This is a genomic window from Brevibacillus brevis, assembly GCF_022026395.1.
In the GTDB taxonomy this organism is placed as follows: Bacteria; Bacillota; Bacilli; order Brevibacillales; family Brevibacillaceae; genus Brevibacillus.
The window spans coordinates 1,230,660-1,254,960 of the sequence record NZ_CP041767.1; the positions used below are offsets into that span (position 1 = coordinate 1,230,660).

At 45.5% G+C, this 24,301-nt stretch carries 25 protein-coding genes; 21 read left to right on the forward strand and 4 right to left on the reverse strand.

From position 1 onward, the window contains the following. Positions 1–28 precede the first annotated feature (28 nt). The 6 genes from FO446_RS06335 to FO446_RS06360 all read left to right on the forward strand — a co-directional run bounded on the left by FO446_RS06335 (position 29) and on the right by FO446_RS06360 (position 5,613). Complete coding sequence (locus FO446_RS06335) at positions 29–1,063, forward strand: Bug family tripartite tricarboxylate transporter substrate binding protein (protein WP_173609019.1); 1,035 nt, start codon at positions 29–31, stop codon at positions 1,061–1,063. Positions 1,064–1,144: 81 nt separating this feature from the next. After that, the gene (locus FO446_RS06340) at positions 1,145–1,606 is read left to right on the forward strand and encodes a tripartite tricarboxylate transporter TctB family protein (RefSeq protein ID WP_173609018.1); all 462 of its coding nucleotides are present in this window, start codon (positions 1,145–1,147) and stop codon (positions 1,604–1,606) included. Between the two features lie 12 nt (positions 1,607–1,618). Next, a complete protein-coding gene (locus tag FO446_RS06345) occupies positions 1,619–3,142 on the forward strand; it encodes a tripartite tricarboxylate transporter permease (protein ID WP_237900130.1) in 1,524 nt (507 codons plus the stop codon). Positions 3,143–3,157: 15 nt separating this feature from the next. Then, positions 3,158–3,940, forward strand: a complete 783-nt coding sequence (locus FO446_RS06350; protein WP_173609016.1) for a class I SAM-dependent methyltransferase — start codon at positions 3,158–3,160, stop codon at positions 3,938–3,940. A gap of 235 nt (positions 3,941–4,175) precedes the next feature. Next, positions 4,176–4,628 carry an Lrp/AsnC family transcriptional regulator gene (locus FO446_RS06355; protein WP_173609015.1) on the forward strand — a complete coding sequence of 151 codons (453 nt, stop codon included), beginning with the start codon at positions 4,176–4,178 and terminating at the stop codon, positions 4,626–4,628. 19 nt (positions 4,629–4,647) lie between these two features. Next, positions 4,648–5,613 carry an EamA family transporter gene (locus FO446_RS06360; protein ID WP_232773605.1) on the forward strand — a complete coding sequence of 322 codons (966 nt, stop codon included), beginning with the start codon at positions 4,648–4,650 and terminating at the stop codon, positions 5,611–5,613. A 27-nt stretch (positions 5,614–5,640) separates the two neighbouring features. Here FO446_RS06360 and FO446_RS06365 read toward each other — a convergent pair whose 3' ends face one another. Together FO446_RS06365 and FO446_RS06370 are read right to left on the reverse strand one after the other, a co-directional pair. Further along, complete coding sequence (locus FO446_RS06365) at positions 5,641–6,360, reverse strand: response regulator (RefSeq protein WP_173609013.1); 720 nt, start codon at positions 6,358–6,360, stop codon at positions 5,641–5,643. A 14-nt stretch (positions 6,361–6,374) separates the two neighbouring features. Continuing rightward, positions 6,375–7,982, reverse strand: a complete 1,608-nt coding sequence (locus tag FO446_RS06370; RefSeq protein WP_221867483.1) for an ATP-binding protein — start codon at positions 7,980–7,982, stop codon at positions 6,375–6,377. Between the two features lie 266 nt (positions 7,983–8,248). On the opposite strand from FO446_RS06370, the gene FO446_RS06375 reads away from it, so the two are divergent. From FO446_RS06375 to FO446_RS06400, 6 genes are all read left to right on the forward strand, one after another. Next, entirely contained in the window at positions 8,249–8,461 is a 213-nt protein-coding gene (locus FO446_RS06375) for a hypothetical protein (protein WP_173609011.1), read from the forward strand. Positions 8,462–9,004: 543 nt separating this feature from the next. Continuing rightward, positions 9,005–9,991, forward strand: coding sequence for a cytochrome aa3 quinol oxidase subunit II (gene qoxA, locus FO446_RS06380; protein WP_173609010.1), 987 nt, complete (start codon positions 9,005–9,007; stop codon positions 9,989–9,991). 23 nt (positions 9,992–10,014) lie between these two features. Beyond that, positions 10,015–11,985: a cbb3-type cytochrome c oxidase subunit I gene (locus FO446_RS06385; RefSeq protein ID WP_232773606.1), complete on the forward strand. Its 1,971-nt coding sequence runs from the start codon at positions 10,015–10,017 to the stop codon at positions 11,983–11,985. 2 nt (positions 11,986–11,987) lie between these two features. Further along, positions 11,988–12,596, forward strand: coding sequence for a cytochrome o ubiquinol oxidase subunit III (gene cyoC / locus FO446_RS06390; RefSeq protein WP_173609008.1), 609 nt, complete (start codon positions 11,988–11,990; stop codon positions 12,594–12,596). Position 12,597: 1 nt separating this feature from the next. After that, positions 12,598–12,915, forward strand: coding sequence for a cytochrome o ubiquinol oxidase subunit IV (gene cyoD / locus FO446_RS06395; protein ID WP_069846383.1), 318 nt, complete (start codon positions 12,598–12,600; stop codon positions 12,913–12,915). Between the two features lie 404 nt (positions 12,916–13,319). Beyond that, positions 13,320–13,850 (forward strand): GNAT family N-acetyltransferase, encoded by a 531-nt coding sequence (locus FO446_RS06400; protein ID WP_232773608.1) that lies wholly within the window; start codon positions 13,320–13,322, stop codon positions 13,848–13,850. A gap of 57 nt (positions 13,851–13,907) precedes the next feature. Here FO446_RS06400 and FO446_RS06405 read toward each other — a convergent pair whose 3' ends face one another. Both FO446_RS06405 and FO446_RS06410 read right to left on the reverse strand, forming a co-directional pair. Beyond that, positions 13,908–14,441: a hypothetical protein gene (locus tag FO446_RS06405; protein WP_221867485.1), complete on the reverse strand. Its 534-nt coding sequence runs from the start codon at positions 14,439–14,441 to the stop codon at positions 13,908–13,910. 50 nt (positions 14,442–14,491) lie between these two features. After that, positions 14,492–15,370, reverse strand: coding sequence for a YpjP family protein (locus tag FO446_RS06410; RefSeq protein WP_232773609.1), 879 nt, complete (start codon positions 15,368–15,370; stop codon positions 14,492–14,494). 225 nt (positions 15,371–15,595) lie between these two features. Here FO446_RS06410 and FO446_RS06415 point away from each other — a divergent pair, with 225 nt between their 5' ends. The 9 genes from FO446_RS06415 (at position 15,596) to FO446_RS06455 (ending at position 24,282) form a co-directional block, all read left to right on the forward strand. After that, positions 15,596–16,165, forward strand: coding sequence for an FAD-dependent oxidoreductase (locus tag FO446_RS06415; protein WP_047070467.1), 570 nt, complete (start codon positions 15,596–15,598; stop codon positions 16,163–16,165). A gap of 218 nt (positions 16,166–16,383) precedes the next feature. Further along, positions 16,384–18,153, forward strand: coding sequence for a BlaR1 family beta-lactam sensor/signal transducer (locus tag FO446_RS06420; RefSeq protein ID WP_237900131.1), 1,770 nt, complete (start codon positions 16,384–16,386; stop codon positions 18,151–18,153). A gap of 43 nt (positions 18,154–18,196) precedes the next feature. Beyond that, positions 18,197–18,595 carry a penicillinase repressor BlaI gene (gene blaI / locus FO446_RS06425; protein WP_173609004.1) on the forward strand — a complete coding sequence of 133 codons (399 nt, stop codon included), beginning with the start codon at positions 18,197–18,199 and terminating at the stop codon, positions 18,593–18,595. 216 nt (positions 18,596–18,811) lie between these two features. Beyond that, entirely contained in the window at positions 18,812–19,726 is a 915-nt protein-coding gene (blaBBI, locus tag FO446_RS06430; protein WP_237900132.1) for a BBI family class A beta-lactamase, read from the forward strand. Positions 19,727–19,753: 27 nt separating this feature from the next. After that, the gene (locus FO446_RS06435; protein ID WP_232773610.1) at positions 19,754–20,434 is read left to right on the forward strand and encodes an FHA domain-containing protein; all 681 of its coding nucleotides are present in this window, start codon (positions 19,754–19,756) and stop codon (positions 20,432–20,434) included. A gap of 42 nt (positions 20,435–20,476) precedes the next feature. Continuing rightward, positions 20,477–21,295 carry a subclass B1 metallo-beta-lactamase gene (gene bla, locus FO446_RS06440; RefSeq protein WP_173609001.1) on the forward strand — a complete coding sequence of 273 codons (819 nt, stop codon included), beginning with the start codon at positions 20,477–20,479 and terminating at the stop codon, positions 21,293–21,295. Between the two features lie 166 nt (positions 21,296–21,461). Continuing rightward, a complete protein-coding gene (locus FO446_RS06445; protein ID WP_173609000.1) occupies positions 21,462–22,115 on the forward strand; it encodes a hypothetical protein in 654 nt (217 codons plus the stop codon). A 109-nt stretch (positions 22,116–22,224) separates the two neighbouring features. After that, complete coding sequence (locus tag FO446_RS06450) at positions 22,225–23,742, forward strand: MDR family MFS transporter (protein ID WP_173608999.1); 1,518 nt, start codon at positions 22,225–22,227, stop codon at positions 23,740–23,742. A 12-nt stretch (positions 23,743–23,754) separates the two neighbouring features. Then, positions 23,755–24,282 carry a PadR family transcriptional regulator gene (locus FO446_RS06455; RefSeq protein ID WP_173608998.1) on the forward strand — a complete coding sequence of 176 codons (528 nt, stop codon included), beginning with the start codon at positions 23,755–23,757 and terminating at the stop codon, positions 24,280–24,282. Positions 24,283–24,301: the final 19 nt, after the last annotated feature.

Consider the following 24,301-nt stretch of genomic DNA (forward strand, 5'->3'; position numbering starts at 1 on the left):
AACGCTATCAACAGAGGGGGTCATAAAGATGAAAAAATCAAACAAATGGACGAAGTGGAGCGGAGTACTCCTCACTACGGCAATGGCACTTAGCCTCGCAGCCTGTGGAGGCGGCGGTGGGCAGACGGCTTCCTCTGGAGAAGCTTCTACCTACCCAGAAAAACCTATCTCGGTTATCGCACCATCGGGCGCAGGCGGAGGCTTGGATAAAACAGCGCGTTCTCTCGCAAAGGTGATGTCAGCAACGAAGCTGGTAGACAAGACGATCTCGGTCGAAAACAAACCAGGTGGCGGACAGGCAGTAGGCTTGGCTGATTTCGTAACGCAGGACAAGAAAAACAACTACAAGCTCCTGCTTCCCTCTACACCAATCGTCATCAACAATGTGAAAAAAGAAGGAAACAGCCCGCATTCTTACAATGATATGACTCCGTTGGCACAATTGACGAAAGATTACGGCGCGATCGTAGTAGCTGCCGATTCTCCATACAAGGATCTGAAATCGTTAATGGATGCCATCAAAGCTGATCCAACCAAAGTAACGGTTGCAGGCGGTTCTGCTCCTGGCTCGCTTGATCACTTGACCTTTTTGATGCCTGCTGTTAAAGCGGGAATTGATCCGAAATCAGTGAAATACATCTCTTACGATGGCGGTGGGGAAGCGATCGCATCTCTCTTGGGTGGCAATGCTGATGTACTGGCTACAGATGTATCCGGTTCGGGTGAATACTTGAAATCCGGCAAAGTAAGAATCCTGGGTGTATCTTCCCCTGAGCGCTTGAAAGGTATGTTCAAGGACATCCCGACGTACAAAGAATCCGGTTATGACACGGAGCTGATCAACTGGCGCGGTGTATTTGGACCAAAAGACATGACGCCAGATGCTGTTGCTTACTGGGAGCAAAAATTGAAAGCGATGACAGAGACTCCTGAGTGGAAAGCAGAGCTGGAGGCAAATGGCTGGGACGATGGCTACAAAAACGGTGCAGACTTCAAGAGCTACCTGGGTGAGCAAGAAAAAATGTTCAAGGAAATCCTGGGCTTGCTCGGAATGGCGAAATAAAAAGTTTTGCTGGGGGATGGAGAAGGAGCGATTCTTCTCCTCCTTCATTCTGGATTCTTGTACGAACAGGAGGGAACATACGTGAGCAAAACATTTGACCGCTTCGCCAGTCTGATTTTTCTCGTGTTGGGCGTAGCATTTGTGGTCGGGAGCCAAAACATCTCGGCGAGCGCTTACGGCAGCAATGTCGGACCAAACATTTTTCCGATGGGACTTGGAAGTCTTCTGATCCTGCTCAGCTTGCGATTATTTTATGAGACGTTCAAATACAAGCAAGAGGGCAAGAAAGAGAAGGAAAAGCTCGATTACAAACGGTTCCTCATCGTTCTTGTCGCGGCATTATTCTACGTATTGCTTATGGAGGAAATCGGCTACGTGATCAGCACCTTCCTGTTCCTTTTCGTTGGATTCCAGACGATGCAGAAAGGGAAATGGCTCAACAGCGTGATCATTTCCAGTGCGTTTTCGTTCGGTGTCTACTTGTTGTACGTGGAAGTTCTCGATGGCACATTGCCCGGTTTACCAACATGGTTAGGCTTGTAGGAGGTGGATGAAATGGGTGCGATTGACTATTTGCTGAACGGATTTGCCACTGCCCTGCAATGGCAAAATATCATCTTTGCGTTTGTCGGCGTCTTGATCGGGACAGTAGTCGGTGTATTGCCAGGGATTGGGCCAATCAGCGGCGTGGCCTTGTTGATTCCGGTGACAGCTTCGTTGACGAGTGGACTGCCGCCAGAAGCAGCGGCGACCAGTGCCATTATTTTGCTGGCAGGGGTATACTACGGAGCGATGTACGGTGGCTCTACCACTTCGATTTTGTTGAATACACCTGGTGAGTCATCTTCTGTCGTTACCGTACTGGACGGATACCCGATGGCGAAGCAAGGAAGAGCGGGAGTCGCTCTCTCCATTGCTGCGATTGGTTCTTTTTTTGCAGGGCTTGTCTCGCTTATCGGTCTGGTATTTTTGGCAGAGCCACTCTCAGAAGTAGCGCTCAAGCTCAGTCCGGCAGATGAGTTTTCGCTGATGATCCTGGGGCTATGTGCACTGAGCGGGCTGGCAGGCAAGTCCGTGACCAAAGCATTGATGATGACGGTTTTTGGCTTATTGATCGCGACGATCGGGCTGGACAATGTATCTGGCGTGGCGCGTTTTACCTTCGATATGCCTGAGCTATATTCCGGTTTGGAATTTTTGACGATCGCCGTAGGGGTATTTGCGCTTGGAGAAGTGTTCAAGACGATCCTCGAGCGCGATGTGAATGAGGGAGAGATCGCCAAAATCTCCCGAATCATACCGACCAAGGAAGACTTGAAGGAAAGTGCTGGACCGATTCTCCGTGGATCACTGGTTGGATTCTTTAAAGGTATTGTTCCTGGTTCTGGTGCAACACTGGCATCCTTCCTTGCTTATTTGCTGGAAAAGAAAATCAGTAAAACGCCTGAAAAATTTGGCAAAGGAGCAATCGCTGGGGTAGCGGCTCCAGAGTCAGCGAACAACGCAGCATCTGGCGGGGCGATGATCCCACTTCTGACCTTGGGGATTCCGGGTACAGGGACGACAGCGGTATTGATGGGCGCACTGATTATGTACAACGTGCAGCCAGGTCCGCTCTTGTTTGAAGACCATCCGAACATCGCTTGGGGCTTGATCGCCAGTATGTTCATCGGAAACGTGATGCTCTTGATCCTCAATATGCCGCTCGTAAAGGTGTTTGCGAAGCTGATTGAGACGCCGCCTAAATATTTGATCCCGATGATCGTTGCCATTTCCGTGTTCGGTGTTTACGCAGTCCGTGTCTCCGTTTTTGATCTGGTCTTGCTACTCCTTTGTGGACTCGTGGGTTACTTTTTGGCGAAAAACGATTTCCCAATGGCTCCACTCGTTCTTGGCCTGGTCTTGGGTCCGATGATTGAAAACAATTTGCGACGCGCGCTGACGACGTCCAATGGTGATTTTTCTATCTTTATTCAAAAACCAGTTTCGCTAGTGTTTCTGATCATTGCGGTTCTCTGGATCACCATTCCCTTGATCATGAAAATGAGAGGGAAGAAAGTAATCGTGAACGAAGAATAGAGGAGGGAGATTCTCATGCGCGATGACAAAAAGATCAAAGAGGAAGTCAAACAGCAGTTCGGTACGAATGCTGAAAAATATGTGAATAGCCAGACGCATGCTACGGGAGAGGATCTCTCTCTCCTCACGCCTTGGCTGAATCCTTCGCCAGATTGGGTGTTTCTTGATGTGGCAACGGGCGGCGGTCATCTTTCCAAGGCAATCGCTCCACATGTCGGTCAAGTCTTTGCGACTGATTTGACACAGCCGATGCTTGCAGCGGCGCGAAACCATCTGAGATCCCACACAAGCAATGTCTTCTATGTGGTTGCGGATGCGGAGGCACTTCCGTTTTTGAGTGAATCCTTTGATGCAGTCGGGTGTAGAATCGCGGCCCATCATTTCCCGAACCCAGAGGCGTTTGTAAAAGAAGTGGCCCGAGTCCTGAAGCCGGGTGGAAAATTCGTGCTGATCGACAATATCGCAGCAGAGGATGAAAAGCTCGATCGATTTGTAAATACGCTGGAGAAACTTCGGGATCACAGTCATGTACGAAGCTACTCACGGTCCGAATGGTTAACGTGGATCGAGCAAGAGGGATTGGTGGAGAGTCATTCGCGCATCCGTAAAAAGACGTTCCCGTATGCGACTTGGGTCAGACGTACGACTGAGACTGAGGAGCAGGTTGAGCAAGTAACCGCCCATATCACTAGTGCTGATGAGGTAATCCAAGCCTACTTCGCGGTTGAAAAAGAAGGAGAGCAAGTCGTTTCCATTCAAGTTGATGAGTGGATGGCGTTGTTTGAGAAACCAGAATGATACGGACGATGTTTCCAAGCTGGTCCCCGCTTACAATCAAGCGGGGGCTTTTTCTTTTTTTGTATGGGTACCTAAGTAACGATTCGTAATGATAAAGAGGTTTTCGAGACGGTTTTTGGCATTATATTTTTAATTTTTTGCATCTGTATTTACTATTCGTTTGAATTCGGTCAATATAAAGTACGAATGGTCTATATGAAGGAAAATATGCTACTATAACCACAGGAGGTATGTGATGGATGAGGTTGACCTGAGAATTGTTCAATTGCTCGAGGAAAACGGAAGGATATCTCATGAGGAAATCAGCAAGCTGCTGCACATCTCGCGACCAGCTGTCCACCAACGGGTTGCCAAGCTTGAAAAGAATGGCGTTATCAAGGGATACCGTGGCATCATTGACTGGAGAAAATTAGAGCAAAGGCTCAAGGTATTGATCTTCGTCAAAGCAAGATGTCAGGACTTCAAAGGAATCACCGCAAAGATTATGAACGTTCAGGTACCGAACGTGACCATCATCGAATGCCAGCGGCTCGCTGGAGAGTGGTGTATGATGCTAAAAGTACGTGCGACGGCACCGGAAGATATCACCAATCTGATCGATGAAATGGTTCAGTATGACGAAATACTGGAAACATCTACGACTTTCATCTTGTCGACGATCTACGAGGATGGCTGGAAAGAAATTTGACAACCAAGGTGGAAACACAATGACAGGAAAAAAAGATTCAAAATTATTTGTCGTTACGATTGCGTTGCTAGCTGTCTACCTGTTTTGGGGAGGCACGTATCTTGGAATGAAGATCGCCATTGAGTCGATGCCACCCTTTATTATGGCTGGTGCGCGATTTTTTCTGGCGGGATCGATCCTGTTCCTGATTGGGCGTTGGAAAGGGGCAGACCTACCCAGTGTTGCAGAATGGAGAGGAGCGGGAATTGTTGGGGCGTTGCTGCTTCTCGGGGGTAACGGTGTAGTAGCATGGGCACAACTCAAGGTACCGTCAGCAATCGCGTCCTTGCTGATCGCTACGGTTCCATTATGGATTCTCGTTTTCAACTGGATCGGTGGCAGCAAGAAAAAGCCAACAGTTGGAGTCATGGGAGGAATCCTGTTTGGATTGGCGGGGATCGCTGTGATGGTTATCCATCCCGAGAGCACAAGCAATCAAGGGATCGATACCATTGGAATCTTGGCGCTCCTGTTTGCCTCAATCAGTTGGGCAGTGGGATCGCTGTATTCGCGCCATGCAAAGCTCCCAGCATCACCGGTAATGGCAACGGCCTTGCAAATGATCATCGGGGGAATTTTGTTGGGGATCGTGTCGCTGTTTCTCGACGATTGGACGAAGCTGCATCTATCGGAGATTACCCTTCGTTCCTGGATTGCCTTTGGCTACTTAGTTGGATTTGGTTCCATTGTCGCTTACACGTCGTACATTTGGCTTTTGAAAAATGCAGAGCCTTCCCTGGTCTCCACGTACGCTTATGTGAACCCGATTGTCGCAGTATTTCTAGGTTGGCTGATCGCTGATGAACAATTGACAAGCCAAACCTTGATTGCTGCTGTCATGATCATCGCATCCGTTGCCATCATCACGATGTTTCGGGAAAAGAGTCCAGGTGCGACACAACCGGTAGCAAGAAAAGAAAAAGGGAAGCTTCAGGTTCATAAATGAGGCTTCCCTTCTTTTTGCCATCTGGCATTATTTTGCCGTTTTTTGCGGAACCCAGCGGTATTTTCGTTCCGGACGCCCGACTGTTCCATAGAACGTCTCGACAGTCACTTCATTAATAGAGACGAGAAATTCGAGGTATCTGCGCACGGTCGAGTGACTCATGCCAGCCAGTGCAGCCAGATCATCGGCATTCATGCTTTGGGTGGTCTCCTGCATTTTGTCCCGGATTAGCTTTAATGTCAGCTTGTCGATGCCTTTCGGGAGCGTAGTGACAGTCTCAACGGTTTTGGCAGCAGGAGTGTGTGCGGCTTTCGTAAACAGCTTGTCCACTGCTGTCTGATCAATGGTTGTATGCTGCTGCAGCTGACGTCTCGTATTTGCATATTGCTCCAAGGTAGACATGAATTTATCGATCATAATCGGCTTGATGATGTAGCTATATGCACCGCCACGTATCGCTTCTCTCACGGTTTCCACATCGTTTGCGGCTGTGATCATCACGACATCGATCCCGCGAAAATGCTTCCTAACTTCACGCAACAGGTCAATCCCGTTCATATCCGGCAAATAAATGTCCAAGAGCAGCACATCTGGCGTAACGACGTGAAGCATCTCCAGCGCCTGTTTTCCGGTCGTGGCCGTGGCAATAATCTGGAATCCTTCCAGTTTACTTGTGAATTGTTCATAGATTCTAGCTGCAATTTCGTCATCTTCCACGATCATGACGGTAATAGGTTTCTCAGACATGGTGGATGGCCTCCTCATCTACTTGCTTTGTCCCATTTCTTGGGGACGACTACGGTGAAACGCGCTCCGCCAAGATCACTTTTCCCGAGTGAGATTTGCCCCTCTAACAGCTCGATGGCGTTTTTCACAATAGCCAAACCGAGTCCTCGATTTTCACCTGATTTCGTAGTGACACCGCTTTCAAAGATGCGGGGCTCCAATTCTTTTGATACCCCATGTCCATTGTCTTCGATATCGAAAATGATATCGCCACCCAAATCAGTAAAGGACACATGAACCATTGCGTCAGAGCCTTTGTATTCGAGGGCAGCTTCCATCGCGTTGTCGATCAAATTGCCGAGAATAGTGACCAATACCTTTGTATCCAAGCTGTCAGGTACATTTCCCAAATAGCTATCCTGATCAATTTCGAGTAATACCTTCAGTTCTTTGGAACGATTGATTTTCCCTAGCAGACAAGCTGCGATGAAGGGCTCTTTGACTGAACTCATAATGAAGGCGAGAATATCCTGCCGTTCTTTTACTTCATCGGTGATGAGTTCGATTGCTTTGTCGTACTCCTTTAGCTTGAGGAGACCGTAAATGGTGTTCAAACGATTTAAATATTCGTGATTTTGCGCACGCATATTATCCGAAAAGGAACTGATCTTGGTAATTTCTTCGGTCAGCTGCTCGATTTCAGACTCTGGACGAAATGTGAAGACCACGCCTCTGATTTCATTATTGCTCAAAATAGGAGAGTAGTCGGTTATAAAAATTTCGTGTCCCAGCAAAATTTTGTAGTTCATTTCTTGTGTATTTCGATTGACAGAATGAATGATGTCGCGCAATTGCGGGCTAGCAATCGATTTCCCTACGGCCAAATCCTCTTGGAGGAGGGAACGTGCGCGTTTATTCATCGAGACGACACGCCCTTGCATATCGACTGCTACCGTAGCATCGCGAATCGATTCAAGAATAGCTGCTTTTTCCGTAAACAAAAATGAGATTTCTTCTGGCTCAAGACCAAAGATCAAACGCTTGACTCTTCTTGCAATGATAAAAGCGCCAATCATTCCGATAACCAGCAGCATAAGAGACAAGGCGACGACCCTTTCCTTGTATTCCGCGACCTTTTTCTCTACATCACTCATGACATAGCCGACAGAGGAGACGCCAATGGTTTCGCCTTTCTTGTTGACGATCGGTGTTTTCGCTTTGATAGCTGGACCTGAAATGCCTGTCCCACGATAAATGACCGATCGATTTTCTAAAAAGACGGGGTCATTGCTGGTTCCCATTGGTAATCCAATCTGCTTTGGGTCGTAGTGAGAGTACCGAATACCGTCCTTGTTTCCAATCACAACATAGCTGGCGCCCGTTTCCTTTCGAATGGTTTCGGCTATCGGTTGTATCACCTTGGAAGGATGATCGGTCCCAAAGGCTGCAATGATGCGTTCGTCCATGGCAGATAGCTTGGCGACCGTCATGGCTTGCTGTCCAATATAGCGATCCAAAATGTCATCTAATATGAGGGAAAATAAGGCAGTTCCTATCCCCATGCTGATCAGGACAACGATGGAAATGAGGAGAACCATTTGGGTCAAGAGGCTGATGCGGGCTTTTTTTGGTGTATGAACCATGGGCAAACCACCTTCGATGACAGATCAAGATGCGATAAATGAATGAAACCGTTTACTCTATTCATTATAACAATAACGCTTTCACATTTGTGACACAAAGTAAATTTGTAACAATACGATAGCCAATAGGTTTATGAAAAAAGTTTTGACAAATTTTTTATAAAAAATTGAACAAAATATGAACAACAAGTGAATATTATGTTACAATAGGAGCATAAAACAAAAACGGTCACGCAAAAAATCTATGATGATAGGGGTTTTGTGTTATGAATAACGATCGAAAAGCAGCAGATGTATTAAGATGGATGGCTTGGACAGTATTATTCGTAGGTGCCGTTATTATGGCTTTCACTGCAAACGATTTCAGATCAGAGAACTTGCCGTTGATGGTGTCGATCGGATTTTTGATCGCTGGCATGAATATCTTCATTATGAGCACGGTGTTTCGCTTGATGACACTAAAAAGAACTGACGCTTAAGTTAGTTAAAAATAGTCCCATAATCCCTCTCATTTTCTTCATTATAATGAGAGGTTTTTTATTTATACGGAAAATTGCCGTCAGCCAAATAAGGCTGGCGTTTTTTTGTTTTTTTTATTAAAAGTGAAAAGAAATCTTGACAATCCAAATTGGGTGGCATGACCAAAAATGGGTGTCAAAGATCATTACAGGAGAATCCTAACAAGAATATGATCAACTCGTGACTGGTATGTGAACACTTTGTAACAGAAAAGCTACGAAATATTGAACGTCGTTAAAAACAAGTACAAAAGCTCGCAGACTCTGATAGTATGTATATGCGGCAAATAGTGAAGTTCACTTGTGTTAAAAAACCCCTATTGTGAGGAACTCTCGAAAAGTGTGAATGCACGTAAAAAAAGAAGGTTTTCCAAAACCTCGTTCGAGACCTCTCCATAGAGAGTGACTGCACTATCGACAAACGTGAGGCAAAGTTCACCCGAAAAGAACTGCGCTCTCAAAGTATTACATGCTCGTTGTTTGTGACTAGGAGGGATTAGGAGAATGAGCGGAGGAAAAATGCTGAGGCATATCCAGTTTTGGATCTTGGCAGTGTTGGGCACCGTTCTGCTGACAGGCTGTGGTAGCGAATACCTCGTCTTGAATCCAAAAGGACCTGTAGCAGAAACGCAGTACAATCTCATTATTATTTCCACGATATTGGTCGCTGTCATTATCGTTCCGGTTATTGCGCTTACCGCTTTCATTGTATACCGCTATCGGGATACACCGGGCAATAAAGCAAGTTACAAGCCGGAGTGGGCACACAGTACAACCCTAGAGGTAATTTGGTGGATTATTCCTATCGTTATCGTTGCATTGCTGGGTTACTTTACTGTCCGTGATGTTTATGTGTTAAAAGAAAACCCGAATAAAGAAGTTGCCCCTATGACCATTCAGGTTACGGCTTTGGACTGGAAATGGATGTTCACGTATCCAGAACAAAATATCGCAACTGTTAACCATTTGGAGATTCCAGCAGGCGTACCGATTCGCTTCCAGGTATCTGCTGATGCACCGATGAACTCTTTCTGGGTTCCAGAATTGGGTGGACAGATTTATGCGATGGCGGGAATGGCTACTGAGTTGTATCTGCAAGCAGATGAACCAGGTACATTCGCTGGATTTAGCTCCAATTTCTCTGGTGAAGGCTTCGCTAAAATGCAGTTCGATGTAGTCGCAAAACCAAAAGATGAGTTCGATAAATGGGTGAAAGAAGTAAAAGGTACGACACCAGCTATGACGAAGGCAGATTATGAAGAACTTCGCAAGCCTGGCGTGACAGATAAGTTTACGTATTCTGCATTCCCAGAAGGTATGTTTGAAGAGATCGTTGCGAAATATGGCCATGGTCACGATATGGACTATGTGATGGAGAAAATGCCTGCGCCTGCAGGTGACAAGTCTTCTAGTGAGACTTCGCTAAATACGCAGCATAAGACTGAATCGCACAACATGCCTGGAATGAATCATTCCAGTATGAACCACTAGGCGAGAGGGAGGAGGAATACCACGTGTGGGAGAACATTAAGGATTTTGCATCCACGTTCTTTGTAACAGGTGACCCACTGATTTACGGTGCGGACGTATCGATTGTACTGACCATCATTGCAATCTTATTCGTTCTGACTAAGTATAAAAAATGGGGTTGGCTATGGCGCGAATGGTTGACTACAGTTGACCATAAGCGTATTGGTATTATGTATTTGATCGCATCGCTTCTGATGCTGTTCCGCGGTGGGGTTGATGCCCTGCTGATGCGTGTACAACTGGCATTCCCGAACGTAGAATTCCTGCACTCGGATCACTATAATGCCATCTTTACGACTCACGGTACGATCATGATTTTGTTCATGGCGATGCCGATGATGTTTGCCTTGTTTAACATGGTAGTACCGCTTCAACTCGGTGCTCGAGATGTAGCGTATCCGTTCTTGAACGCACTCAGCTTCTGGCTGTTTATGCTCGGTGCGATGCTGTTCAACCTTTCGTTCGTAATCGGGGGCTCCCCAGACGCTGGTTGGTTGTCTTACCCGCCATTGTCACAAAATGAATTCAGCCCTGGACCAGGTCAGAACTTCTATATTTGGGGGATTCAAATCTCCGGTATCGGTAGTTTGGCGACAGGGATTAACTTTATCGTAACGATTCTCAAAATGCGTGCACCTGGCATGAAGCTTTCCAAAATGCCATTGTTTAGCTGGTCCGTATTGTCCAGCTGCATTATGATTATCTTCGCTTTCCCAATTTTGACTGTAACATTGGCTCTGTTGTTCCTTGACCGTTTCGCAGGTGCCCATTTCTTCACAATGGACGGCGGCGGTAATCCGATGATGTACCTCAACCTCATCTGGATGTGGGGTCACCCTGAGGTATACATCGTAGTCGTACCAGCTTTCGGTATTTTCTCCGAAATCGTGGCTACGTTCTCACGTAAAAAGATTTTCGGCTACAAATCAATGGTGTGGGCGATGATGATCATTGCCGTTGTATCGTTCTTTACATGGGCTCACCACTTCTTCACAATGGGTACGAGCGCAAGTGTTATCGCCTTCTTTGCGATATCAACGATGATTGTAGGGATTCCGACCGGGGTTAAGGTCTTTAACTGGCTGTTTACAATGTATCGTGGTCGGATATCCTTTAAACAACCAATGCTGTGGACCATTGCCTTTATCCCGTGCTTCGTAATTGGTGGAGCGACAGGGGTAATGCTGGCAGTAGCTCCGGCAGACTATCAGTATCACAACAGTTACTTCCTGGTTGCCCACTTCCACCAAGTATTGATCGGTGGGGTAGTGTTCGGTTACCTGGCTGGTATTTACTACTGGTGGCCAAAACTGTTCGGTTTCAAGCTCGACGAGAAACTGGGCAAATGGGGCTTCTGGTTCTGGAATATTGGTTTCTACGTGTGCTTTATGCCGCAATACGCGCTCGGTTTCATGGGTATGACTCGCCGTTACTACACGTACGGTTGGGATCGCGGTTGGGCAGACCTGAACCTGGTATCCACTGTAGGGGCATTCATGATGGGTATCGGTTTCATCTTCCAAGTATGGCAAATCGCTTACAGCATCAAGCATGGTGAGCGCGACACGACAGGAGATCCATGGAATGGTCGTACACTGGAGTGGTCGATTCCGTCACCTGCACCGTTCTACAACTTTGCTGTTGTTCCACAAGTGAAAGAAATGGATGACTGGTGGGAAACAAAAGAAGCAAAAGCAAATGGCACCTATAAAGAACAACCGGCCAAATTGGAGCCGATTCATATGCCGAAGAACTCTGGAATTCCGTTTATCATGGCGAACTTCTGGTTCCTGGTAGGTTTTGGTTTCACATTTGGATGGGTTTGGATGGCCGTTATTGGATTCATTGGAGTATTCGCATGCATGTGGGCACGCTCCTTCCAATACGACACGGATTATTACGTACCGGTGGAGGAAGTGCGTCGCACTGAGGCTTCACTGGGGAGGGTGGTGTAACGATGGCTACGAATCATGACCATGGTCACGGCCACGACCACGACCATCATGAAGAGCATGAGCAACTTAAGGTTCTCGGTTTTTGGATTTTCGTTGTAACAGACTGCGTGTTGTTCGGTACGTTGTTTGCAACATATGCAGTAATGATGAATAGCTTTGCTGGTGGACCAACTGGACAGGAATTGTTCCAGCTGCCAGGCGTTATTGCTTCAACCTTCATCTTGTTGACAAGTAGCTTTACCAGTGGTCTCGCTGTTCTGGCAATGAACAAAGGTAATGTCAAGCAGCTGATTGCTTGGCTGGCTGTAACTGGTCTTTTGGGACTGTCTTTCGTAGTGTTGGAAGTCACTGAGTTCATGCACTTGATGAGTGAAGGCGCAACCATGGCGACTAGCGGCTACTGGTCCGCTTTCTACACACTGGTTGGTACACACGGATTGCACGTAACGCTTGGTCTGTTCTGGATGACTGCGTTGATGATGCAGCTGAAGCGTCGTGGAATCTCTGCGGTTACTCGCCGCAAAATTACCAACTTTAGCTTGTACTGGCACTTCCTTGACGTTGTGTGGATCTTCCTCTTCACAGTCGTTTACTTGATGGGGGTGATGTAAGGTGGCACAACATCAAAACCATGGCGGACATCATAGTCACGGATCGATGAAAGAGTACGTAATCGGTTTTATCCTGTCGATCGTGCTCACCATTATCCCACTCGTGCTGGTCATGAACTCGATTTTGAGTAAAACGGCGACCATGATCGCGATCTTGGTAATGGCGGTCTTGCAGTTCGTAATTCAGTTGGTCTTCTTCATGCACATCCGCGAAGGAGAAAAACCGCGCTACAACGTACAGACATTGATTCTTGGACTTGTGATTGTATTTACAATCGTTGCAGGTTCCCTCTGGATCATGTTGTTTAACAAATATTAATCAGTTAAGAGCGTGGCACAGGCGATCGTTGCTTGTGCCGCGTTTTTTTGTTTTTTGATAGTAGCGGTAGTGAACGGAAGAAACGCATTTCCAGTCTACGCTTCGGCCTACGCCCCGCAAGGGGGATTGACTGTCCGCTTCGGAAAAAATGGCGGGAGCGCTTCAAACGTAGAAGTTTCGAGGAAGTATTCCATAAGTGAAGCTGAAATTCCCCGCCATTTTTTCCGAAGCTGAGCTGGGCTCCAGAGGCGCTTGGACTGGAAATGCGCTTCTTCCTACGCGGCTTTTCGTCATCCAATGCAAGTGATTCAAGAAGGTAGAAAATTATTTAGCTGGTAACAATATCTTCTTGCCGCTATAATAGAAAGAATTTTACGCAAAAGTATGCAAGGAGAGTGAAGTCGATGGCTGGGCAACTGTATGTAACGAAGCCTTGTGCAGAGCTTCAAGCAGAGTATATTTCCTTCTACGAAGAGTGGAAAGAAAGTGGAGAACCTATCGTACCGTGGGTAGTGGATCGAGAGCCCTATGATTTTCCTGCGTATCTGGAATTTCTGGAGAGTGAAAGCAGCGAGGACAATCTTCCGGATGGCTATGTTCCTCATTCGACGTATTGGCTCGTGAATGAGGAGCGACGCATTGTGGGGGCGGTGAATATTCGGCATCGTCTCAACGAGCGTCTACGAAAAAACAGCGGGCACATCGGATATGGAATCCGCCCTTCGGAGAGACGCAAAGGATATGCGACGGAAATTTTAGCGCAAGCCCTAAACATCACAAGCGAGTTGGGTATAAACGAAGTATTGGTGATTTGCGATTATGATAATGTTGCATCGGAGAAAACGATTCGGAAGAACGGGGGCGTTTTTGAGTCAGAATGCACAGACGACGATGGATTGGTCATTCGTCGCTTCTGGATTACACGATCTTTGTAAAAGAAGAGGGCTATCTCATTATCCGTTTCAAGACGTTTGAGATAGCCCTTTCCCTATTTATTCATCTATCTTGTATGCAATCAACTTGCGTACCCATTGCTCCATCTCGTCAAGAATATAGTCTGGGGGTGGGGTTTTTCCGTCTTTTTTTGGGAGGACGAGCCATTGTAATGGTTTTGGGACATGGAGGATTTTCTCAAGAAGTTGTATCCCTTGATCGTCACTAATGATATCTCGTAAAAAGATGAACATTCGCTTGTCTAATGTATGGATGAGCTTACCTTCATATTTTGTATCGGAGATCATAACGCAAGGGTGGCCATGTCGCTCAATATTACCTAATACTTCAACCCACACAAAATCATACAACTGGGAAAGTTCAGCTTCAAGGAGATCGGGATCTTTAATAGGGATTGGATATGTGGAAGAGTAGGAACGATCTAAAAAAATCTCTGGGTCCATCTCCATATAGTCTAATACTACCTTGCAAGATGCAGCTTGTTTGTTTTCATAGGTGTATAAAATCTCCCGGACTTTGTTGCAATCAATTTTTTTGCCAATCACAAAGCCTATTCGAAGTTCGATTGTCATTCACTCCTTATTGAAGAAGAGAAAATCGGGGTACCCCAATTATCTATACATTAATCTTCTCCCCAATGTTCTGGAAATTGATTTTTTCTCGTAATTTTAGTTTGACCATGATGCCACTTAAAATTATCATCTCTTTTATGCCAATGGAAGTCTATGCTTAAACCTTCATCTACTCTTTTCATATGAAATCTCAATAAGTCTTTTCCCGTCCTCTTGTTTATTATATCGAAAACTTTTTCTCCTTGGATAATGCCATTTCTAGCGCTTTTGGACTCCGGCCCGTCATAATCAATATCCCCATCATATTGTTCATGCAAGGCTTCAACTTCTGCCCATATTTCAGATTCTATTCTTTCTTCAAATTCATCATAAGCCATTTTTTGTATCCTTTTCCCCATTTTTTTCTTAACTGCTTCTTTAAGAGCAAATCTTAATAAAATGGGTAATATGGTAGGCTGAACTTTTTCTTCGCTTCTAAAACTTGAGCCACTTTGCAATAGTAGAGTTTCTGTTATTTCAGGCAATACCGAATGCTTTTCAGCTATTTGCTCTTTTACGTCATTAACCAATTTGTTGAGCCCATTTTCATCATCTTGACTGGTGGAAAAATACTCTTCCAGATCCCTTTTAACGTCATCTTCGAGTGAAGTCTTTTCTAAAAATGCTTCTTGAAGATCCCTATCGGATTTCATACCTTTTAGAACAAGGTCTAGGTTGTCGAAAGTATCGGTAAGTGATTTTTCAAGATCATTTTTGTCTTCTGACATGACCTCACTTGAAAATTCGTATTGAAGCATTTCATTCACGGATGATTTGGTTAATACATCTGTCTCAGCAGCAAAACTAGAGGTAAGAACAGTGCTGAATAGCATCATTGAGGCAAGAGAGGTTAAAAACAATCTTTTTCCTTTTTTGATAAAATCAATCATTCTAATCCTCCTGTTTCAAATATTTACCAATTATTAGGATAATATAAACTTATGCTTATATCAATTGTTTTTTGAATATGGTGTTGCATTGAAAATAAATAAAGGTGTATTCCGTTCGAAGCTAAATAAAAATCACTGGATAAACTAGTTAATAGATGTTGCTACATTTACAATACTTAGTATATAATTATGTTGTGAAAGTTATTTTGGAAGGGAGAGATTTCTTTGTTTGATATCGTAATTATTGGAGCAGGCCCGGCAGGAGGAAGTGCAGCGTTGTTTGCTGCAAAAGCAGGGAAGAAGACGTTGTTGATTGATAATGACAAAAGCATGACCAAGCGCGCGTGGATGGAAAATCACTACGGCATCATGGAAATCTCAGGCCCAGACCTCATTGAGATCGGGAAAAAGCAAGCAGCGAAATTCGGTGCGGAGCTGGTAGCCGATCAAGTGAGCAATATTACCAAAACAGAGCAAGGCTTACTTGTAGAGACAGCGGAAAAAGGCAGCTTTGAGGCTAAGCATGTGATTCTTGCAACTGGAGCGCTCGTGACTTTGGCAGAAGCGATTGGGGTAAAAACTAAAGAAGGTACGGAGCCACGGATCAAAACTGTTGTCGATGTCGATGCACAAGGAAAGACGAACATTGAAGGAATTTGGGCAGCAGGTACGTGCGCGGGAGTAAGCGTACATACGATTATTACATCTGGTGATGGAGCCAAGGTTGCAATCAATATCATCAGCGAATTGAATGGCGAGCGTTACGTCGATCACGATGTTTTGAAAACAAACTAAATCAGGTTAGAAACACCTTCTTACCTTTGTAAAGAAGGTGTTTTCCTTTTTCACCCAATCGATGATAACTTGTATCGTGGTCTCGTTTTTGACATAATGAAGCTACTGTGCTAATTGACATGAAGAATCCTGTCAGGTTGAAGAGCGTTCCTCTTGCTCTGGAGAATTGATACGGATTCTATTTTATCTAGGTATAAGTAGGGAGGGAGACAAGTAGCATGTTCGTCAATCATGTGGTGATAAGCTTGATCGTTTCTTCCTGCACGATCGCGCTTATTTTCTTGATTCGAAAAGTATTTCGCTCACAGCTATCGGCGAAATGGAAATACAATTTGTGGTTTCTCTTGTTGGTCGCTTTGACGCCAGCTTTCATCCCGAACTACTTTTTTGATTTTGGAAATCTTTTTGTTTCAGGCATGCATCAACGTAATGAAGCTGGCAGCTCGACGCTCGCCACGCAAGCTCCTATGTTTGAAAATGCGAATTGGGTACAGGATTTAACGTTGTCGGTAAGTCGCTATACATCAGACTCCCTTTCTACGATTTTCGTCAGCTTTTGGGTAGTCGGGATGCTCGTTTGTGCTTCCTTCACGTTATCAGCCTGGCTAAAAATCCAGCAGATCAAGCGGACAGCATCTGTGATCACCAACCAAGAAATCATCGATTTGTTTGAACAATGCAAGAAGGATGTAAAAATAACGCGGCATATTGTGTTGGCACAATCCAATCAGGTCAAATCTCCGATGACGTTTGGCGTTTTTAAGACGTACGTTGTCCTTCCCAGTCATTTTGATGAATGGTTGTCGATCAATGAAATGAAATATATCTTTTTGCATGAACTCATGCACCAAAAAAACCATGATATTGTCATGAACTATGTGACCGTCGTGTATCAGCTGTTGTATTGGTTCCATCCATTGGTTTGGCTGGCTTTTCGGGAAATGAGAGTGGACCGTGAAATTGCTTGTGATGTAGCGGTATTGAACTTTTTAGACAAGCGAAATTACTTGGAATATGGTCATACCATCATTAAGTTTTTGGATAAAGAAAGTCGAGCCGGGAATCTCGTTTTGGCCAATCAGCTAAACGGTTCCAAGAAGGCAGTTAAAAAACGCATCGAGAAAATCGCATCTCACAAGGCGGAAACAAAGCTGTTGCACCTGAAAAGCACAGTCATTTTTTCCATCGTGGTCGTATTGGTTGCCAGTCAGGTTCTTGTTGGTTCCGCATTAGCCGACGATCGCAGCCGCTATCATTTCCAAGATGATCGAACTATTTACGAGGATTTGGACAACTATTTCCGTGGCTTTGAAGGCAGTTTTGTCTTATATGATTTGAAAGCCGACCAGTATCGGATTTATAACGAGGCAGGAAGTACACAACGAGTTTCACCCAACTCTACCTACAAGATTTTTCTCTCCTTGTTTGGTCTGGAGACCGGTGTGATTTCGAGAGAAGATTCCCAGCTAAAATGGGATGGAATCCACTATCCATATGAGCAGTGGAACCGGGATCAAGATCTATTTACGGCGATGCGAAACTCGACGACCTGGTATTTCAAAGAGATGGATAAGAACATCTCACCGGATATGATTCAAGCTTTTCTGGAACAATTGAACTACGGGAACGCCAATACATCTGGTGGAATCGGCGAATATTGGATAGAATCTTCCTTGAAGATTTCTCCGGTGGAGCAGGTACAATTATTAAAAGCGTTCTATACGAACCAGTTTGGCTTTCAAGAACATAATATCCAGACGGTGAAAGATTCCATCCGGTTATCGAAAAAGGCGGGGGCGATTCTTTCCGGGAAAACAGGTACGGGCACCGTCAATCAAAAAGATGTGAACGGTTGGTTTGTCGGGTATGTAGAGAACGAGGAAGGCACCTACTTCTTTGCTACCAATATACAAAGCGAAGATGACGCGAATGGACCTGCAGCAGCAGAAATAACCTTATCTATTTTGAAAGCGAAAGGTCTCTACTAGCCTTTGCTCTTACAGTCATTATTTTCGAAAGGGGGAGACTTCAGTGTCTACATCCATGCCAAGTATTTCAGAAGCGGAATGGCGAGTGATGAATGTGCTATGGGAAAGGTCACCGCTGACGGCCAACGAAATTATTTCCTCCTTGGAAGGTCAAACGGATTGGAACCCAAAAACAATACGTACTCTTTTGAATCGTTTGGTTCAAAAAAATGCTGTTGGCGTCAATCAAAACCAAAAAGTCTATACGTTTTATCCGCTGTACTCACAAAATGAATGCCAGCACGCCGAGGCACAGTCTTTTCTGCAGCGGATTTACAGCGGGGCTCTAAAATCAATGCTTGTTCAGTTCATTCAGAAGGAATCTTTATCGGACGAGGAGATTCAGGAGCTTCGTTCCATATTGGATGCGAAACAATCATCGACCGATCATCCCAAAAAATAGAGTGCGCTCTTTCTAGCTGACTTGGAAAAACCATTTACGGTTATCCAGTTTGCTTGAAAGGGCGTCTTTTTTTTCAAGAATCTTGCAAGAAAAAGGTGATTGACAGCAATGGATTACGCGTGTAATATTATCGTGAAATCAGTTGATTACAAATGTAGTACGATATTACGTGTGTAATACAAAGGCTATACTATTCAAGAAAGAGGTTTGACATCCATGAAAGTTCATCATTCGAGACTGTTCGGATTCACAGTGAAAACGGTTTTACTCACGCTTCTCACGCTTACTGGCTGCTCTTCTGCTGAAACGCCTGTCGGAAAAACGGAAACGCCGGCATCTGCAATGGACCAAAAGTTCGCAGCGTTGGAGAACAAGTTTGATGCGAGGCTTGGCGTATATGCGATCGACACCGAAACAGATTTGGCAGTTGCTTACCGAGAAGATGAACGGTTCGCTTTTGCTTCTACGTACAAGGCTTTAGCGGCAGGTGCGATCTTGCATCAGAAACCGTTGGGAGAGCTCGACAAAGTCATCACCTACACTAAGGACGATCTCGTTACATATTCACCTATCACAGAAAAACACGTCGCGACCGGGATGACTCTTCGCGAGGTTGCAGACGCTGCGGTGCGTTATAGCGACAACACGGCGGGAAATCTGTTGTTCAAGGAATTGGGTGGACCTAAAGGCTTTGAATCAGCTCTGAGACAGATTGGTGATAGCGTAACGACATCCGAGCGATTTGAGACTGAATTGAATGAGGCAAAACCAGAAGATATTCGCGATACAAGCACACCTAAAGCACTTGCAACGAGCCTCCGAGCCTATACGGTAGGGGATGCGCTGTCGTCTGACAAGCAGAAGATTCTTATCGAGTGGCTGCAAGGCAACACGACGGGAGCCAAGCTGATTCGAGCGGGCGTTCCTAAAGAATGGAAGGTCGGAGATAAGACCGGAGCGGCAAGTTACGGAACGCGAAACGATATAGGGATCATATGGCCACCGAATAAAAAGCCGATTGTCATTGCAGTACTGTCTAGCAGAGATAAGCAGGACGCCACTTATGATGATGCGCTCATTGCTGAAGCTACCAAGATTGTTGTTGACGCACTGACGGCTGCAAAACCGTAAACGATCAACACGTGAGGTGATCACCAGATGATAGATAATGGTGCATACTTACTCGTAAAAAAAGGGGACCCCAGCCAATTTGCCACGCGCAAATATCTCACGAAGGATCGCTGTACAATCGGGCGGAGGGGGACTAGTTTTCAACTGGACATTACCTTTTCCAGTCCGTACATTTCGAGAATGCATGCAGCCTTTCAAAGGATCGGGAACGATTACAAAATTATCGATCTGGAAAGCAAGCATGGCACAGAGGTAAACGGGAAGCCGCTTCGTTACTCCTCTCACATTCTTCGTCACGGGGATCAAATCAGCTTGTCAAAAGGGGTAGCCGAGCTCGTCTTTTTACGAGAGGTCAATAGACTGGATGATACGGTAGAGCTCCCTTTCACGCAGCTGAAGAACGCATCGCTTTTGCCAGGTTTGGATTTTCATTTGGAGAGAAGAGAAGTTCGTATCGACGGAAATAGACTGCCTTTAACCGGAAAAGATATGGACTTGCTGAAGCTTCTATACCAAAAGGCGAACAAGGCCGTTAGTTTTGAAGAAATTATGCTGACCGTTTGGCCGGAACGAATACATGAGGGGAATGTCCCGGATGTCGGACGGGTGGAAGTCAATGCGCTCGTGTATCGATTAAGGAAAAAGCTTCGGCACTACGGGCAGCAAATCACGACGATTCCGCGATATGGATATCGCTTGGATGTTTGAAACAGGCAAAAGTAAAATCGACGTTAGAAAGGTGAGATTCGGTTGAAGATTCATAAGGGATGGATAAGTAAAACGATTTGCAGTTTGTTCCTGACAGTGGCCGTAGTCTTGACAGCTTTTTCTAATCAAACGATTGCCCAAACGACAACATCATCTCCCACCCAGATTACCAATCCAGGGAAAAGCATTGTGTTAACAAAATTAAATGACAAAGTATGGTTACATACATCCTATCAAGAATGGAATGGCACAACCTATGACCACAATGGCTTAATCGTTTCTACTTCCAAAGGAGTTGTCCTGATTGATACAGCCTGGGGCGACACCCAAAAAACGGAAGAGCTCTTACAGATGATCAAGAAGCATTGGAAGAAAGACGTTGTGTTGGCGCTGATTACACATGCACATGATGACAGCATTTCAGGTATCCGTGCGTTACTCGATCAAAAAATAGAGGTACGCAGTACACGTTTGACGGCAAAACTTGCGAAAGAATATGGATATCCCTCCCCCAATCCGACTCTTGATGAAAAGCCAGTAATAAAGGTAGGCGACACTATCCTAGAAGCCTTTTATCCTGGGGAAGGGCATTCGAAAGATAACATTACCGTTTGGCTTCCCCAATCCAAAATATTATTTGGTGGATGCTTCGTCAAAGCATTGGGTGCCAAGGATCTCGGAAATCTTTCTGATGCCAATGTAGAGGAGTGGGATGACTCCGTTCAGAAGGTAATCGAAAAATATCCACATATCGAAACCGTTGTACCCGGACATGGGAAAACGGGAGGCAAAAATTTGCTTGATCACACTATGGAGCTAATCAAACAACATTCCGAGAAGCAAGAAGCTGCTCAGAAATGAATTGTCAAAGGAACTCCTGCAAAACAAATTCCTTCTCAAAACCAACATGAGAAGGAGTTTGTTTATGTAAGGTGTTTTCTTTTTTCTTCCAATCGTCTAAAATTTTGATATAGGCCAGAAGTCATTGCTTTATTACCACAATCATTCAGTCATAGGAGTCCTTATTATGAAAAAAATCATAGGTATTGCCTTGATGGTCGCTTTACTAGGCTTCAACGCCTATTTGTGGCCGACATTGATTCACGCGGTAAAAACCGATGGACGAACGGATACAAAAACAGCGTCTATTTCCCAAAAAGCAGGTATCACCAAACGTGCTATGGATTTGGCCAATCAAAGTCCGCGGGCCGCAAACGTTTCCGCCTATCCGGTTGAAAAGCCTGTGGCTGTGTCAGCACCTGCACCAGCTTCAGCGCAAAAACAAAGCGAAGGGAAGCCAAAAACAAAAGCGGTAGCAACTGCAAAAACGAGTAAACCGAAGAAGAAAACACAAAAGACGAAAACCTCAACAAAATCAGTCAAGAAGCAGACTACACGTCCTCCGGTAAATAACGTGCCAATTAACCCGGCCTGGGATGATAACGGCCTCTATGTCGTAGACGATGGAGGACCAGGAAGCAGTTGGGTGGAGCTGTCGGATGGTTCTTTGTTGCGTAAGAGCGACGGGACACGGACATTTAACCTCCCCTATAATAAGAATCCATTCACTGGAGAGATTAAGCCGACAGTGGAGCCGATGTCAGAAGCGGCGTATAAAATGTGGAAGGGTAATCAAGCCCAGCAGCCATCCCCATTTAGCCCGTCACCATTCGGGCGATAATAAACAGAAAAAATGCTCCGAGAATAAGGAGCATTTTTTTCGGGATGTAGTCAAATTTGAATATAATAACGTATAGTACTTTGATTTGACCACTCAGGAGGGCGAAGTAATGATTGCAAGAGAAAGTAAAGTGAATATGGTGTTAGCCGGGCTGCTGCTAGGTCTCCTGATGGCTTCCATGGACAACACCATTGTCGCGACAGCGATGGGTACGATTGTCGGTGAGATGGGCGGCATGGATAAATTTGTTTGGGTGACATCAGCGTACATGGTCGCTACGATGGCGGGGATGCCGATATTTGGTAAGCTCTCCGATATGTATGGGCGAAAACGTTTTTACGTATTTGGTCTCATTGTATTTTTGTTAGGGTCCATTTTATGCGGGACGGCAAATAGCATCGTCGAGTTGAGCATTTATCGGGCGATTCAAGGGATTGGCGGCGGAGCGCTGATGCCGATTGCCTTCACGATTATTTTTGACGTATTCCCGCCGGAGAAACGTGGAAAGATGACGGGACTATTCGGAGCTGTATTCGGTACGTCCAGCGTATTTGGCCCTTTGCTTGGGGCGTATATTACCGAGTATGTCAGCTGGCACTGGATCTTTTACATCAATGTACCAATTGGTGCCGTGTCCCTCTGGTTGATCTCGATGTATTACAAGGAATCGTTGGAATACCGCAAGCAAAGCATTGACTGGTGGGGAGCGATTACGCTTGTCGGTGCTGTAGTGAGTCTGATGTTTGCACTGGAGCTGGGCGGCAATCAATATGCATGGGATTCGATGCAGATTATTGGCCTGTTCTCTTCCTTTTTCCTGTTGTTTGTGATTTTTCTATTTGTCGAGAAGCGGGCATCTGATCCGATTATTTCGTTCTCCATGTTCAAGAAGCGGTTATTTGCCACGACAAATGCGATTGCACTGTTGTATGGATCTGCTTTCATTATTGCTACTGTGTACCTGCCGATTTTTATCCAAGGGGTATATGGCGGGTCAGCGACGAATGCCGGATTGCTGTTGACACCGATGATGCTTGGTTCGGTTGTTGGCAGCCAAGTAGGAGGATTTCTGACGACGAAGACCAGCTTCCGCAATATTATGCTTCTGTCCGCTGCCTTTTTCATACCAGGTATTTTTCTTTTGAGTACACTGACGCCTGATATTCCTCGTTCAATCGTGACGCTTTATATGGTGATTGCAGGGTTTGGCGTGGGCTTCTCTTTCTCCACCTTGGGAATTTCAGCGATTCATGGCTTTGATATGCGTCAAAGAGGATCGGCCAGTTCAACGAACTCTTTTTCCCGTTCATTGGGGATGACATTGGGGATCACCGTGTTTGGGATCTTGCAACGTAACTCGTTTGAAAACGGCTTGTTCTCTGCCTTCGGGGGTCAAGGGATGACGAATGCCATGACAGACCCGCGAGCGATTTTGACACCAGAAGCGCGCGAATCCATTCCGGCTCCTGTTTTGGATCAAATGATCGATATTCTCGCTTCTTCGATAGCGAATACGTTTATGTGGGCGCTCGTTCCTGCTGTTCTTGCACTCGTGTGCATTTTGCTGATGGGAAATGATCGGGCGCTGGGGAAATCGCCTTCCGCACCGAAACCGGAACGTGGATAGAGGAGAATCGTCATGAGTCTAAAATTGCTTGTTCTGGGATTGCTGATGGAAGGGGAGAAGCATCCCTATGAGGTTCAGCAGCAGGTGAAGGCTAGAGGGATGGATTGTTACATGAAATACGCCAAAGGCTCCCTCTACTACGCCTTCGACCAACTGGAAAAGAGCGGGATGATTGAGGTCAAAGAAGTCATTCGTGAAACTAGCCGCCCAGATAAGAAGATGTATGGGATCACGCCAAAAGGCGAAGAGCAATTTCAACAGCTTCTCTTGGAAGAGCTGCAAAAACCGATGCAGCTGACCAATCCGATTTACGCTGCGCTTACTTTTGCTTCGTACGGTGATCCGCAAAAAATGGATGAGGCCTTGGAAGATAACATCCGGGAGGTAAGACGGTTAGCTGGATTATTGGAATCGATCCAGGAGGAAAAAAGAGAGAGGCTCAGCTGGGGAGCACGAGCGATTCTGATCGGTGCCATTGAGCATTTGCAGGCAGAGATGCGCTGGATGGAACGCATCCGAGAAGAAGCTTGGGGCCGTTGATTTTGACTATATTATGAAC